Raw genomic sequence first — 15,750 nt, 5'->3', positions numbered from 1 at the left:
TAAAAGGAGGAAATTATGAAAGCAGCAGTATTGCATTCAGTAGGAGATATAAGGTATGAAGATATAGATATCAAACCTTATGGAGATGATGAAGTTAAAATAAAGGTAATGGCGGCAGGTATATGCGGGTCAGATCCTCCAAGAGCATTAAAAAATTGGAAGTATCCTTTACCAGCTATATTAGGACATGAATTTGCAGGTTATATAGTTGAAAAAGGTAAAAATGTTAAAAACGTAGAAATAGGAGATAGAGTTGTTGCTATTCCATTTGAACCATGTTTTGAATGTGAATATTGTAAAAAAGGTCATTTCTCACTTTGCGAAAGTTATGGAATGTTAGGAGCACAATCTTATGGAGGTTTTGCAGAATTTGTAAATGTAAAAGCTCAAAATGTCCTAAAGATAGGTGAGATAGACTATGAAGAAGCAGCTATGATAGAACCATTAGCGGTAGCACTACATGGAGTTTTAAATATTAAACCTCAAGTTGGTGATACTGTAGCAGTTCTAGGAGCTGGTACTATAGGTCAATTAACAATTCAATGGCTTAAGGTAGCTGGAGTTGAGAGAGTAATAGCAGTAGACATATCTGATAAAAAAATATCTGAGGCTTTAAATCTTGGAGCAGATGTTGCAATTAATGCATTGAAGGAAAACCCAGTAGAAAGAATACTAGAATTAACTAATGGAATGGGTGTAGATATTTGTATTGAATGTGCTGGTTCAAAAATAACTCAAGAACAATGCCTTCTTGTTACAAAAAAGAAAGGTAAAATAGGATATCAAGGAATTGGTCATGCTGGTATTGAATTATCAGAGGCTGCTTTTGAAGGAATATTTAGAAAAGAGTTAAATATCCAAGGATTCTGGAATTCATATTCAGCACCTTTCCCAGGACAAGAATGGGTTAAGAGTATAGAGTATGTAAAACAAAAGAAGATAAAATTAAAAGAGTTAATATCACATAGATTCACTCTAGAAGATACAGCTAAAGCTTTTAAAATGATAGGTGATAGAAAAGAAGAATATAACAAAATAATGATAGTACAAGACTAGAGGGGGGATTTAGAAGTGAAAGCATTGACAAAAACCGAAAAAGGATATGACAAAATGGCATTACTAGATATAGAAGAGCCGAAGGCAGAAAAAAATCTAGTAAAAATAAAGGTTGAATATAGTGGGATATGCGGATCGGATTTACACTCTTTTAAAGGTGAATATGGAAACATAAAAACACCTGTAGTACTGGGTCATGAATTTTCAGGTGTAGTAGTAGAAGTTGGTGAAAGTGTTACAAAGGTAAAGGTTGGAGACAGAGTAACTAGTGAAACTACTTTTGAAACTTGCGGTGAGTGTGATTTCTGTAAGAGTAAAGATTATAATCTATGCTCTACTAGAAAAGGTATAGGAACTCAAGCAAATGGAAGTTTTGCAGAGTATGTATTATCAAGAGAAGAAAGTGTTCATGTGTTACCTGAAAATGTTAGCTTATTAGCAGCTTCATTAACAGAACCACTTGCTTGTTGTGTACATGCAGCATTAGAAAAAACTACTATAAATGCAGGCGAAGTTGCATTAGTATTTGGACCAGGTCCAATAGGATTACTTCTTAGCCAAGTAGTAAAATCTCAAGGTGCTTATGTAATATTAGCAGGTGTTACAAAAGATAAAGAAAGAATGGAATTAGCTAAAAAGTTAGGTATAGATTTAGTTGTAGATTTACTTCAAGAAGATTTAGATGCGATAGTAATGGAAAAAACTAATGGATATGGAGCTAATAAGGTATTCGATTGTTCAGGCGTTATCCATGCAGTAAATCAAGGATTAAGACTTACAAAGAAAAAAGGTGACTTTGTTCAAGTAGGCTTATTCGCTAAAGTAAAAAATGAATTAGATCAAGAAGCTATTATTCAAAGAGAAATAAGATATATTGGATCTAGATCTCAAAAACCAAGTTCTTGGATAACATCTTTAGAATTACTAAGAGATAAAAAAGTTGATACTGAAACATTAGTAACTAAAATGGTAGACCTTGAAAACTGGAGAGACGGTATAGATGCAGCTATGCAAGGAAGCGAAATTAAGGTTGTTATAAAATCTTAATAACTAAAGACGTAATAAAAGATAAAGTTAATAAAGTAGCTTTAGAAGTAGAACTTAAGATTGAGGGGGGATATAAATGGATATAATAATTTCACCATCATTGTTATCAGCAAATGTATGTAATTACGCAGAGGATTTCGGAGTATTTAATCAAAAAGATATAAAATCAATCCATATAGACCTTATGGACGGACACTATGTTCCCAACATATCATTCGGATTGGACCAAATAGCTTCTTTAAGAAAATTGACAGATGCAGAATTTGATGTTCATCTTATGGTTACTGATCCAGATAAATTTGTTGAAACTTTGGTTGAGGCAGGTACAAACAGTATAACAATACATGCAGAAGTAGCGACTCATCTATATAAAAGTATACATTATTTAAAAAGTTTTGGAATTAAAGCAGGGGTAGCTATAAATCCAGCTACATCACTACAGTGCTTAGAATATGTTTATCCACTACTAAATAGAGTTCTAATAATGTCTGTTGAGCCTGGATTTGGAGGACAAGCATTTGTACCTTTTGCTTTAGAGAAAATAAAACAATTAAATAAGATAAAAGAGGATGGTAATTACGACTTTACTATTCAAGTAGATGGGGGAATAAACATAGATAACATAGAAGATGTTATTAAGTGTGGAGCTAGAGATATTGTTATAGGTTCATCTTTATTTAAACAAGATTTGTCAGAGAATATTGATTTGTTTAATAATAAAATAAATGAAATTATTAATACCCCTTAACCCCTCACATTTTAATAATAAAGATAAGGAGAATATTGCGAGTATTCTCCTATTCTTTTATTAATAATTAATTATACTACGTCATTTACTTTCTTACAACAGAATAAATATTGAATATATAGAGAGGATGATAAAAATGAAAATATCAATAGGTTGCGATCACGGTGGTTTTAAATTGAAGGAAAAGATTAAGGAATACCTTACATCTAAGAATATAGAGGTAGACGACTATGGTACATTTAGTTCTGAAAGCGTTAATTATCCTAATTATGCTATAAGTGTATCAAAATCTGTAGTAGATAAAAAAAGTGATTTAGGAATATTATGTTGTGGTACAGGAATAGGTATGTCTATAGTGGCAAACAAAATTGATGGTATAAGAGCAGCAGTTGTTGGAGATACTTTTTCAGCTAAAGCTACTAAGGAACATAATAATACAAATATATTATGTTTAGGTGAAAGAGTTATAGGAGAAGGCCTAGCTTTAGATATAGTGGATATATGGATTAATGCTGAGTTTCAAGGTGGACGTCATCAAGATAGATTAGATTGTATTACAGCTGTAGAACAAGGTAATATATAGAAGTTTTTATAGATAAAGGGGGGATTTATTGTGATAGAAGAATTAAAGAAGTTACAGAATGGAACAGATATCAGAGGAATAGCTATAGAAACGTCAGAGCATAAAGTAAATCTAACACCTCAGGTAATAAGATTTATAGGAAATGGATTTGTAAAGTGGTTAAAAGAAAATAAATGTAGCGGTAAAAGTAAGATAAAAATAGCAGTAGGTATGGATTCAAGATTGTCAGGACCAGAGCTTAGAACTTCTTTAATAGATTTACTTATAAATGTAGGGTGTGATGTGTATGACTGTAATATGAGTACAACGCCAGCTATGTTTATGACAACACTATTAGATAATTACAAATGTGATGGAGCTATAATGATAACGGCAAGTCACCTTCCTTATTACTATAATGGACTTAAATTTTTCACTAAAGAAGGGGGTTGTGAGAAGAAAGATATAGAAGATATCTTATTCTCAACCTACAACTCCGAGATGAGCTATACAACTAAGGGAGAACTTAAAGAAGTAAACTTAATAGATGAGTATTCAAACTTGTTGGTTGATAAAATCAGGTCATCAGTAAACTCAAAGAAAAATTACAATAAACCACTAGATGGAGCAAAAATAATAGTAGATGCTGGAAATGGGGCTGGAGGTTTCTTTGCTAATAAAGTATTAATGGAGCTTGGAGCTGATACAGAAGGAAGTCAATTCTTAGACCCTGATGGAACTTTCCCCAATCATATTCCTAACCCAGAAAATAAAAAGGCCATGGAATCTATAAAAAAGGCCGTGTTAAAATGGGATGCAGATCTTGGGATAATCTTTGATACTGATGTAGATAGAGCTGCAATAGTATCTAATACAGGAGAAGAAATAAATAAAAATTCTCTTATAGGGCTAATATCTTCTATAGTGCTTGAAGAACATCCAAAATCAGTAATAGTTACTGATTCAGTAACATCTACAGGATTAGCTGAGTTTATAAGTACTTTAGGTGGAGTTCATCATAGATTCAAAAGAGGATATAAAAATGTAATAAACGAATCTAAAAGATTAAATGAAGAAGGCAGAGATAGTCAATTAGCTATAGAAACATCTGGCCATGCAGCTTTAAAGGAAAACTACTTTTTAGATGATGGTGCTTATCTTATAGCTAAAATATTAATAAAAATGGCTAAGCTTAAAGAAGAAGGAAAAGAGATATCAAGCCTTATTAGGGAATTAAAACATCCAAAAGAAAGTGAAGATATAAGACTTAAGATAAGAAGAGAGAATTTTAAATCATATGGGGAACAGGTAATAAGTGGAGTAAAGCAGTATGCTTATAAAGTTGAAGGTTGGAGTGTAGATCATGAAAACTTTGAAGGAATAAAGATAAACTGCAATGAAAATTCTGGAGATGGGTGGTTTCTACTTAGATTGTCCCTACATGAACCCGTACTTCCTCTTAATGTTGAATCAGATAGTATAGGAGGAGTAAATAAAATATTAGATAGATTAGCACCTTTCTTGGAAAAGTATAGTGAACTAGACTTATCTAATATATCTAAATATACTATAATTGTACAATGATTTATAAGGGGTTGAGTAATATGAAGTTAGCTGCATCTATAATGTGTGCTAATCAATTAGAGTTAGCTATAGAATTAAAGAGGCTAGAGGAAGCAAATATTGAACTTCTGCATTGTGATGTTATGGATGGTGTTTTTGTTAATAACTTAGCTATGGGACCATATGTATTAGAGGCTATAAGCAAGGCTACGAGAATACCATTAGATATACATTTAGCAACGGTAGACGTACCAAAATACATAGATATGTATTCATATTTAAAACCGGAATTTATGTCATTTCATATAGAAGCAAGTAAAAATGTAGATGAGGATATTGAACGTATAAGAAATAAAGGAATAAAGGTATCTTTAGCAATAAGTCCAGAAACTTCTATTGAGAGTATTAAGCCATATTTGAAAAGAATAGATATGGTTTTAATGATGACGGTAAATCCAGGGTTTGCAGGCCAAAAGTTTAATTATAGCGTATTGAATAAAATAGATGAATTAAATGAATATATGAATTCATTTGACAGAAAACCTGTTATAGAAGTAGATGGATGTATAAATAAAAACACTATTTTAGAGTTGAAAAATAGGGACATAGACACGTATGTATTAGGAACATCAGCATTGTTTAATAAAGACAAAGAGAGCTATAAAGATAAAGCAAGAATAGTAAGAGAACTAATATTTAAATAATGTTAAAGAGAATGTTATAAGTTTGAAATTTGTAACATTCTCTATTTATATGAAATATAATAATAGCAATTTTATTTTAGAGTTGATTTTATTTACGAATATTGGTATAATTCAATTAGGGTTGTTAACGTATACACAAATTTCAGCTATGGAAAAGGGAATTTTTAGAGAGATGTTTTTAAAAGAATCGGTATATCCGATTCTTTTTTCGTAATAAAATTAACTGCTTATGCATAAAATAGTACTTGAATAGTAAGAATAAGTTGGCATAAGGAGGGGATTAGCTTGGATAAAAAAATATCGTCAAAAAGTTTTTTTGAGTTTATAAATTTAGTATGTGCAAGAGAAGTAGAGTATTTCATGTTAGAGACTAACTATACTACTAAGTTTAATAATAATATAAAGCAGATTATAGAGGAGCTAAAGACCATAGGGAAAACAAGTGTAGAATTTATGGTTTTATTTAATACAAAAGGTGAGATTGCTCTAATTAATGAAGAGATAATTGGTAGTTATGTAGGAGAAAATTTAATTGAAAATTTAAAAACTACATATAAACATACTGATATAGATACTTTAATAGAGTTAAGTGAAAAGTACTCTTACGAAGAGAAGCAAACTTTTATAATTAAGTTATATGAAGATTTATGTAGAATATTGAATGAGATATATAAAGATATTAAATTTAGAAAAGAAGTCGCAGAAAGTTATAAAAACAGGTATTCACTAGCTCATGTAAGAGAAGATATGCTGCCTATGTCAATAGCATCAATACTTATTTTAGAAGATATATGTGCATATTTGTCTTTTGATGTAGAATTAACAAAAATAATACCACAAAAAACTAAATAATTCGATTTTAACCCCCATTAACAAAGGGTATTAGGAGGAAGTTGTTTACAGATTTGCTCTTTTTACAAATAAATTGTCTATAAATAATAGAAAGTTTTTTTTATTTGAACCATTGTTTGACAAAGTTTTTTTAGTAGATTATGATATGATTTTTTTAGAGTTTATTTTATGCCAAAGGGGATTTATAAGTTATTAAGGGGGAGAAAAATCAATGATTATTTTAAAGAATGAAAAAGTTGTTGAAAGTGTACAAGATAACAGTAGGTATGAGTATTCGTACAGATTAGTTAAAACCGACTATAGAAATATGGTTGCCTACGGCATAGAAGTTGAAAGGATGGACTTCAATGATGAAAATTTAATAAATATAGAGAGGGAATGTATAAATAAGATTTCTCCAGTGTATAACAAAGTAGAAAATATGGTAGATTTACTCTATAAGTATAGAGTATCACCTATACATCTAGTAGATGTTTTAGGAGAAACAATAGACGAATGTGTTATGGATTTTCCTAATTAAAGAATAATATAGAAAGGGTTTAGAGCTCTTTCTTTTTATTGTATAGGAAAGTGAACTCTTTGCTATACAATAAAAAGGCAAGGGGTGCAGGGGAGGTTGTGCTCCCATGCCTGTCAAGGAGGGTGCTTAGACACGCAGTGTCGTCGAAGGGAACCATAGGGTTCCCTAGCGAAGTGGCGCAAGCCACTTTTTTATTATGAAAAAATTATTATTTTGAAAACTTGTTAGTTGTAATTATATAATTTAAGTATAAAATTTTAGATATAAAGTGAAACTTCAGGAGGAAGCTTATGATTTATGGTATAGGAGTTGACATAATAGAAATAAATAGGGTAGAAAATGCAATAGAAAGAACTACAAGTTTTCTAGGGAAAGTTTTTAATGAATCAGAGATATTGTACGTTAAAAATAAAAAAAATAAGTATGAGAGTTTAGCAGGAAATTTCGCAGCTAAAGAAGCCTTTTCAAAAGCGTTAGGTACAGGGGTAAGAGGGTTCTCTTTAAGAGAGATAGAAATAATAAGAGACACTTTAGGGAAGCCAGGCATTTTACTTCATGGAAAGGCTAAGGAATTGGTGGGAAAAGAAAATCTAAGAATTCATTTAAGTATATCTCATAATACTACAAATGCAGTTGCATATGTAGTATTAGAAAAAATATAGGAGGAAATATGATAGAAATACTAACTTCTAAGTCTTCAAGAGAAATGGATAAGATCTCAATAGACAAGTGGGGTATTCCAAGTATTTTATTGATGGAGAATGCGGTATTTTCTCTATTGAAACACTTTAAAGATTTGGATGACATACTAATTATATGTGGTCCCGGAAATAATGGGGGTGATGGACTAGCATTAACACGGCATCTACTTAATTTGAATAAGAGAGTTAGAGTATTTATAGCAACAGATACTAGTGGAAAAACAAGTGATTTTAATACTAATTTTAGGTTGTTAGAATGTCTAAAAGTAGAAATCATCTTGATGTCAGAGGATAAAAATTTAAGTGTTTTCAAAAAAAGCATAAATGAGTGCAAGGTTTTGGTAGATTGCATCTTTGGGACTGGTTTGAATAGAAATACTGATGGGATATATTCAAAGCTGATAAATGAAATAAATAAGTCTAAAGCTTATAAGATCTCAATAGATATTCCATCAGGACTTTGCAGTGATGCAGGAGTTCCTTTAGGAGAAGCTATAATTTCTGACAAAACAATAACATTTCAATCGATTAAAAAAGGTTTTATAAATTACGAAGCATTAGATTATATCGGTGAACTAATAGTAGAGAATATAGGAATACCTAATGAAATTGAAAAAGAAATATCCGAAAGTATTTGGATGTTAGAAGAAAAAGATGTAAAAAATCTTATACCCAAAAGAAAAAGGCATTATCATAAGGGTAAGTTTGGTAGAGTGTGTGTTGTTGCAGGAAGTAATAGGTACTCAGGCGCAGCATATCTTAGTACTCAAGCTGCAGTAAAAGCAGGAGCGGGTCTGGTTTATCTGTATACAGATAAAACGTTGAAGCCCTCTTTGGATAGCAAATTAACGGAGGCTATGGTTGGGGACTATGAATCAGAAGAATTCAAAGAAATTATAGATAAATCTGATGTCATTGTTTTTGGTCCTGGACTTGAAAATACAGTTGAAACTCTTGATAAGTTAAAATTAATTCTTGAAAATTTTAAAGGTAAACTTTTAATAGATGCTGATGGAATTAATGTACTAGAAAATAACTTGAGTCTGTTACATAAGTGTAAATGTAAGGTAGTGATGACTCCTCATCCAGGAGAAATGAGTAGAATAACTGGAAAATCCATAAGATATGTAAACGAAAATAGGATAGAATTAGTAAAAAGATTTAGCAAAGAATATAATGTGGTTTTATTGTTAAAGGGATTGTATACGGTAATATCTGATGGAAATGGAGTATGTGTTAATCCAACTGGAAATAGCGCCATGGCTTCAGGGGGAATGGGAGACACTTTATCAGGTATAATTGGTGCTTTGATGGGACAAGGATTAGATGTATTTCAAGCAACAAAATTAGGCGCATATTTGCATGGATATATAGGAGAAAAACTATCAAAAACAATGTATATAGTTAATGCCAGCAATATAATAGAAAATTTACCTTTGTTTTTAAAAGAGTTTGTATCAAAGGATGAATAAATAAAATTATGTGATAATAGTATTAATGTAGGATTAATTAGTTTGGAGGAATTATGAAGAGAAAAATCCTGTTTTTAATACTTATATTCTTAGTAATAGGCTTATCTTTTTGCTCAATAGTGTACTTGAAGTTCTCAAGAAGTGATGAAAAAATTATAAGTGACATAAGAGAGCTTAAAAGTTATCAATGTGACGTAAGGTATGTTATTAAAAATTCAAGAGGAGAAATAAAAGAAGAAACTAATCAACTTTATAGTGACAATAAAGGTAATAGAGTGGACTTTGGAGAAGATAGAATACAGGTGTATAATAATGAAGGAAAGGTTAAAGTTTGGGATAAAATTTTAAATAAAGGCTATGAGACTACAACTCAAGATTATAGTTTTTATTCAATTAGTTTTATTAACAATCTTTCTAAGTATTTAAATGATGGAAGTACTATGGAGATGGAGTATGATAAAGAGATAAATAAGAGATATCTTAAAGTTAACGTAGTGCTTGATAATAATAATCCTAATTTAGATAGAGCCATATTATATGTAGATATATACGAAAGAGTTCCAGAAAAGCTTTTAGTGTTTAATAAAAAAGGAGAATTAGTAGTAGAAGCCTTTTATAATAATTTTATACGAGATGCTAAGGTGGATGAAACTCTATTTGATTTAGGAGAATAGAGAGAGTATTAAGAGGTGTGAATAATGGAAAATAGTATTAGACCTGTATGGGCAGAAGTTGATTTAGGACGTATAGAGCATAATGTAAAACAAATAAAAAGTCTTTGTGAAAACAAGAAAATATATGGAGTAGTTAAAGCAGATGCATATGGACATGGAGCTTTGGATATTGTTCAAATATTATTAAAATCTGGAGTTACTGATTTAGCTGTAGCCTTAATAACAGAGGCTTTAGAGATTATAAAATCTGGAATAAATGTACCGATATTAATTTTAGGTTTTACACCATTAACTTTTGCAGAAGATATATTAAATAATAATATAGAGCAGACCGTTTATGATCTGGAGTACGCAAAGAAACTTTCAGAAATAGCTCAAGAAAAAAATAAAACGGCTAAAATTCATATTGCAGTAGATACAGGTATGGGAAGAATAGGATTCTTGCCAAATGAAAAAGGAATGGAAGCTGTTAGACAAATAAGTAAATTACCTAATATTAATATTGAAGGAATCTTTACTCATTTTTCTACAGCGGATGAAGCTGATAAAACTTATTCAGTAGAGCAACTAGCTAAGTTTAATAAGTTTGTTGATGACCTAGAGAATGAAGGAATTAAAATTAATATAAAGCATGCATCAAATAGTGCTGGAATAATGGATTTACCAGAGGCACATTTTAATGCAGTAAGACCAGGAATAATAATGTATGGATATTATCCGTCCAATGAAGTTATAAAAGAAAGACTAGATTTAAAACCAGCATTAACTCTTAAAACTAGTGTAGTTCATGTTAAAACACTTCCTAAAGATATGTATATAAGCTATGGAAGAAAGTATAAAACAGATAAGGAAAGAGTCATAGCAACATTGCCTATAGGTTATGCTGATGGTTATACAAGAGCACTTTCTAATAAAGGAAAGGTAATTGTAAATGGAAAATTAGCATCCATAGTAGGAGCTGTGTGTATGGATCAGTGTATGATTGATGTAACTGATGTAGGTACAGTAAAAGTTGGGGATGAGGTAATACTTTTAGGTGAACATGGTAATACAAGATTTAATGCAGATGATTTAGCAGAACTTTTAGATACAATAAATTATGAAATTATATGTATGATTGGCAGAAGAGTGCCAAGAGTTTACATAAACAATGAGAAAATTGTCAAAATAAGAAACTATGTGTAATTAAAAACTAAAATATGGAAAATGAAGAGATAAAATCCTTTGACATATTGACATAATTTGCAATATAATTAGTACATAAACTCTTTTTCTACCTAGGAGGAATGGTTATGTCTATATCAAAGGATAATTCTATAAAACTAAATTTATTCAATAATAATGAAAAAAACAGTAAATTTAATGAAAACAACTTAATATTATATATTGAGGGTCAAGAAGTAGTTTTAAACGAATCAGAAATAATTAAAGCCTACGAAGAAATGGCACAGATTAATTTAGAATTAGCTGAAACTTGTATGGATTCTTGTATACAAGAAACTGATGAATACGAGAAGTGGTTATGCGGAGTGTGATAGACAGATGACCAATATGGTAGTAAAAAGAGGAGATGTCTTTTATGCTGACTTAAGTCCGGTAATAGGATCGGAGCAAGGAGGCATAAGGCCGGTTATTATAATCCAGAATGACATCGGAAACAGGTATAGTCCAACAGTTATTGTGGCTGCAATAACTTCTCAGATAAACAAAGCAAAACTTCCTACTCATGTAGAAATTTCGTCTGAAGAATATGGATTAAATAGAGATTCAGTAGTATTGCTTGAGCAGGTTAGAACTTTGGACAAGAGAAGGTTAAAAGAAAAAATTGGTCATATGACTGAAGGCGATATGAAAAAAGTAGATAAAGCTTTATTGATAAGCTTAGGACTTTCTTAAGAAAAGACTCAATTTAAAAGTATTATTATATTAATAGGTTATTTAAAATTGATTAATTTTAAATAACCTATTTTTATTTTAAATTAAATAGTATAGCACAATAAAAATAAACAGTAAAAAATATAGCTTATATAAGGAAATTGTATATACAAAATGTTATATTATATGTTATAATTGCAACTGGAAAATAATCGTAGAAAAATAAATTTTTAAGCAGGGGGGACAAGTATGAGTAATAAAATTGCTGAACTAAAAGAAATAGCTAAAGTAATAAGGAAGGATATAGTATCCATGCTTACTGAATCAGGGTCAGGGCATCCAGGTGGATCTTTATCAGCAACTGATATACTAACAACACTATATTTTAATGAGATGAAAATAGATCCTAAAGATCCTCAAAATCCAAATAGAGATAGATTTGTATTATCAAAAGGCCATGCTGCTCCAGTTTTATATGCAACTTTGGCAAGAAAAGGGTATTTTGATGTAGAAGAATTAAAAACTTTAAGAAAACTTGGATCAAATCTTCAAGGACATCCTAATATGAACGACTTATCAGGTGTAGATATGTCAACAGGTTCATTAGGGCAGGGGATATCTGCTGCTGTAGGAATGGCTTTGGCAGGAAAATTAGACAATAAAGACTATAGGGTTTTCGCCCTTCTTGGAGATGGAGAATTAGAAGAAGGACAGGTATGGGAAGCTTCTATGAGTGCTGCACATTATAAATTAGATAATTTAACTATATTTGTCGATTTTAATGGACTTCAAATAGATGGGGATATACATGAAGTAATGAATCCATCTCCAATTGACAAGAAATTTGAAGCTTTTGGATGGAAAACAATCATAATAGATGGGCATAATTATGAAGATATACTGAATGCTATAGAAGAAGCCAAGGCTACGAAAGATAAGCCAACTGCTATCATAGCTAAAACAATAAAAGGTAAAGGGGTATCTTTTATGGAAAATGAAGCAGCTTGGCATGGAACAGCACCTAATAAAGAGCAATGCGAACAAGCGTTAAGAGAAATAGGAGGAGAAAACTAATGGGTAAAAAGATAGCTACAAGAGAAGCATATGGAAAGGCTTTGGCAGAAATAGGACAAGTTAATAAGAACATAGTAGTATTAGATGCAGATTTATCTAAGTCAACAAAAACAGCAGATTTTAAAAATGTTTGTGAAGATAGATTTATAAACATGGGAATAGCTGAAGGGAATATGATGTCTGTAGCAGCTGGGCTTTCTACATGTGGGAAAATACCGTTTGTAAGTACCTTTGCTATGTTTGCAGCTGGAAGAGCTTTTGAACAAATCAGAAATTCAATATGTTATCCTAAATTAAATGTTAAAATATGTGCTACACATGCTGGATTAACAGTTGGAGAAGATGGGGCTTCTCATCAAGCAATAGAAGATTTATCACTTATGAGAAGTATACCAAACATGACAGTAATTTCACCAAGTGACTCTGTAGAAACAGAAGCAGCTATAAAAGCTGTAGCCGAATATAATGGACCTTGTTATGTAAGATTAGGTAGAGCGGCAGTTAATATAATAAACGATAAACCAGAATACTCTTTTGTGATAGGAAAAGGTGTAACTTTAAAAGAAGGTAATGACGTAACTATAATAGCTAACGGAATAATGGTAGATGTTGCTTTGGAAGCGGTAGGTATATTAGAAAGTGAAGGAATTAATGCTAGAGTTATTAATATACATACGTTAAAGCCTATAGATAGTGAACTGCTAGTAAAGGCAGCTAAAGAAACAGGTGCATTAGTTACAGTTGAAGAACATAATGTTATAGGTGGACTTGGATCAGCAGTTTCAGAAGTTTTAGCAGAAACATATCCAGTTCCAATTGTTAAAGTTGGTGTTAAAGATACTTTTGGAGAGAGTGGAAAACCAGAAGAACTTCTTAAAGTTTACGGATTAACTTCAGAGGAAATAGTTAAGGCTGTTAAAAAGTCTATTTCTTTAAAAAGATAATTTAAAAACAGAAAAAACAGTGTAGCAAGAATAATTTGCTATACTGTTTTTAATTTTTGAGCTAAAATATTAAAGGTGATATTAAAACTTAATAATTTCCAATACAAAAAATAGAATGATAAAAAAAGGATAAAATAATTGTTAATATGAAAAACTATTTTATGAGGAGGGTAGCTATGAAAAAAACTGTTTTTAGAGATTATTTTTTTATAACATTAGGAATAATTTTGGTGGTATTTTCACTAGAGTATTTTTTTATACCTAATAAAATAGCAGCTGGAGGGGTTACTGGTATTGCTATAGTACTAACAAGCTATTTACCATGGATTAATACTGGGGCATTCGTGTTTATATTGAACTTAATATTATTTGCATTAGCATTTTTACTTATTGGGGGAAGTTTTGGAGCGAAAACTATATACGCAAGTTTTGGTTTATCGTTTGTAATGTGGTCTGTTGAAAAGTTTTTAAATCCTGTAGCTGTAACTGAAGAATTAATGTTAGCGGCAGTTTTTGGGACATTAATTAGCTCTCTCGGTATGGCACTTATATTTAATGTAAATGCATCAACAGGAGGAACTGATATATTAGCAAAGATTCTAAATAAGTATATAATGCTGGATATTGGTAAGTCTCTGTTGGCAGTGGATTTTTTAGTAACCTTAGCCGGAGCTATTACATTTGGAATTGATGTTGGATTATATGCACTTTTTAGTGTTATATTGAATGGATTAACTATAGATAAGGTAATAGAAGGATTCAAAGTTAGAAAAGAAATTAAGATAATTAGTGATAAGAATATGGAAATAAGTGAATTTATATTAAATGATTTAGATAGAGGATGTACATTTCTTACTGCAAAAGGCGGATTTAATAAAAATAATATCAGTATTTTATATACAGTATTAGGGAGAACAGAATTTATTAAACTTAAGAATTATATAAGAGAAATAGACCCTAGAGCATTTATTACAGTAGGAGAGGCACATGAAGTATTAGGTGAAGGGTTTGGAGAGTTAGAGTAATAGGGGGACAAAAGATGAAAAAATATATAAAGGAATACTTCTTAATAACACTGGGAGTATTATTATTAGCTGTTGCGTTGGAGTATTTCTTTTATCCGAATGAAATTGCAGCAGGTGGAATATCAGGATTAGCACTAGTAGTTAACAGGATTTTTGGTATTTCTACAGGGATTATAATGATTGGAGCAAATATTATTTTATTCTCTTTAGCATTTTTATTAATAGGAGGAAGCTTTGGCACCAAGAGTTTATATGCGGCATTTGGGCTTTCGGCATCACTTTGGGTAGTTGAAAAATTTTTGAATCCGGTAGCAATTACAGAAAATTTAGTACTTGCTACTGTGATAGGAAGTGTAATAAGCTCAATAGGGATTGCCATAGTGTTTTCTCAAAACTCTTCTACAGGTGGAACCGCTATTATAGCTAAAATATTAAATAAATACATTCATTTAGATATAGGTAAGTGTCTTCTAATTTCAGATTTTATAGTAACGTTACTTGCAATATATATATTTGGTATAGACCTAGGTATGTTTGGTTTAATAAGTGTATTTATGGTAGGGAATTTAGTGGACAAATTTATAGAAGGGTTTAATATATGTAAGCAGGTAATGATAATAACCTCAAAAGGTGAAGAAATTGTTAATTATATTATTAATGAAGTAGATAGAGGGTGTACGGTAATTAATGGTACTGGAGGTTATTCTAAGGAAGAAACCAAAATAATATATACAGTTTTAAATAGAAGAGATTTTATTAAACTAAAGGGTAAAATTAAAGAAATTGATAGAAGAGCATTTATTACAGTTAATGACGTAAGAGAGGTTTTAGGAGAGGGATTTAACATACTACCTGAGTAGATGATTTATATAAAAAGAAGAATTTATGATTTGTATCTAAGTTCTTCTTTTTTTCTTTAAATTATTAAATATA

General features: G+C 30.7%; 18 protein-coding genes. All 18 read left to right on the top strand.

Annotated elements, in window-relative coordinates:
* Nucleotides 1-15 precede the first annotated feature (15 nt).
* Entirely contained in the window at nt 16-1,056 is a 1,041-nt protein-coding gene (locus tag L1S49_RS01380; protein ID WP_238902231.1) for a galactitol-1-phosphate 5-dehydrogenase, read from the top strand.
* 15 nt (nt 1,057-1,071) lie between these two features.
* Nucleotides 1,072-2,103, top strand: a complete 1,032-nt coding sequence (locus L1S49_RS01375) for a zinc-binding dehydrogenase (RefSeq protein ID WP_073019163.1) — start codon at nt 1,072-1,074, stop codon at nt 2,101-2,103.
* Nucleotides 2,104-2,179: 76 nt separating this feature from the next.
* Nucleotides 2,180-2,851 carry a ribulose-phosphate 3-epimerase gene (gene rpe, locus L1S49_RS01370; RefSeq protein ID WP_021803551.1) on the top strand — a complete coding sequence of 224 codons (672 nt, stop codon included), beginning with the start codon at nt 2,180-2,182 and terminating at the stop codon, nt 2,849-2,851.
* Between the two features lie 136 nt (nt 2,852-2,987).
* On the top strand, nt 2,988-3,434 hold the full coding sequence (gene rpiB / locus L1S49_RS01365; protein WP_238902230.1) for a ribose 5-phosphate isomerase B: 447 nt from the start codon (nt 2,988-2,990) through the stop codon (nt 3,432-3,434).
* 30 nt (nt 3,435-3,464) lie between these two features.
* On the top strand, nt 3,465-4,997 hold the full coding sequence (locus L1S49_RS01360; protein ID WP_238902229.1) for a phosphomannomutase/phosphoglucomutase: 1,533 nt from the start codon (nt 3,465-3,467) through the stop codon (nt 4,995-4,997).
* 20 nt (nt 4,998-5,017) lie between these two features.
* Nucleotides 5,018-5,680: a ribulose-phosphate 3-epimerase gene (locus tag L1S49_RS01355; RefSeq protein WP_238902228.1), complete on the top strand. Its 663-nt coding sequence runs from the start codon at nt 5,018-5,020 to the stop codon at nt 5,678-5,680.
* Nucleotides 5,681-5,965: 285 nt separating this feature from the next.
* Nucleotides 5,966-6,532, top strand: a complete 567-nt coding sequence (locus L1S49_RS01350; RefSeq protein ID WP_238902227.1) for a hypothetical protein — start codon at nt 5,966-5,968, stop codon at nt 6,530-6,532.
* Between the two features lie 211 nt (nt 6,533-6,743).
* Entirely contained in the window at nt 6,744-7,052 is a 309-nt protein-coding gene (locus L1S49_RS01345) for a DUF6514 family protein (protein WP_021803546.1), read from the top strand.
* A 290-nt stretch (nt 7,053-7,342) separates the two neighbouring features.
* A complete protein-coding gene (gene acpS / locus L1S49_RS01340) occupies nt 7,343-7,714 on the top strand; it encodes a holo-ACP synthase (RefSeq protein WP_238902226.1) in 372 nt (123 codons plus the stop codon).
* Nucleotides 7,715-7,722: 8 nt separating this feature from the next.
* Nucleotides 7,723-9,225, top strand: coding sequence for an NAD(P)H-hydrate dehydratase (locus L1S49_RS01335; RefSeq protein ID WP_238902225.1), 1,503 nt, complete (start codon nt 7,723-7,725; stop codon nt 9,223-9,225).
* A 53-nt stretch (nt 9,226-9,278) separates the two neighbouring features.
* Entirely contained in the window at nt 9,279-9,899 is a 621-nt protein-coding gene (locus tag L1S49_RS01330) for a germination lipoprotein GerS-related protein (RefSeq protein ID WP_238902224.1), read from the top strand.
* A 24-nt stretch (nt 9,900-9,923) separates the two neighbouring features.
* Nucleotides 9,924-11,084, top strand: a complete 1,161-nt coding sequence (alr, locus tag L1S49_RS01325; RefSeq protein ID WP_238902223.1) for an alanine racemase — start codon at nt 9,924-9,926, stop codon at nt 11,082-11,084.
* A 107-nt stretch (nt 11,085-11,191) separates the two neighbouring features.
* Entirely contained in the window at nt 11,192-11,434 is a 243-nt protein-coding gene (locus L1S49_RS01320) for a hypothetical protein (protein WP_021803541.1), read from the top strand.
* A 7-nt stretch (nt 11,435-11,441) separates the two neighbouring features.
* Nucleotides 11,442-11,795, top strand: coding sequence for a type II toxin-antitoxin system PemK/MazF family toxin (locus L1S49_RS01315; protein ID WP_034856351.1), 354 nt, complete (start codon nt 11,442-11,444; stop codon nt 11,793-11,795).
* Nucleotides 11,796-12,023: 228 nt separating this feature from the next.
* A complete protein-coding gene (locus tag L1S49_RS01310) occupies nt 12,024-12,848 on the top strand; it encodes a transketolase (protein ID WP_021803539.1) in 825 nt (274 codons plus the stop codon).
* Entirely contained in the window at nt 12,848-13,792 is a 945-nt protein-coding gene (locus L1S49_RS01305; protein ID WP_238902222.1) for a transketolase family protein, read from the top strand. The genes L1S49_RS01310 and L1S49_RS01305 overlap by 1 nt, the downstream gene beginning before the upstream one ends.
* 176 nt (nt 13,793-13,968) lie before the next feature.
* Nucleotides 13,969-14,817, top strand: coding sequence for a YitT family protein (locus tag L1S49_RS01300; protein ID WP_073019176.1), 849 nt, complete (start codon nt 13,969-13,971; stop codon nt 14,815-14,817).
* Between the two features lie 14 nt (nt 14,818-14,831).
* Nucleotides 14,832-15,677 carry a YitT family protein gene (locus L1S49_RS01295; protein ID WP_021803536.1) on the top strand — a complete coding sequence of 282 codons (846 nt, stop codon included), beginning with the start codon at nt 14,832-14,834 and terminating at the stop codon, nt 15,675-15,677.
* Nucleotides 15,678-15,750 lie beyond the last annotated feature (73 nt).

The sequence above is a fragment of the Clostridium sp. YIM B02506 genome (assembly GCF_022324845.1).
Lineage (GTDB): Bacteria > Bacillota > Clostridia > Clostridiales > Clostridiaceae > Clostridium_T > Clostridium_T intestinale.
The sequence above is the reverse complement of the archived record's forward strand: the minus strand, read 5'-3'. Positions and strand labels throughout refer to the sequence as shown.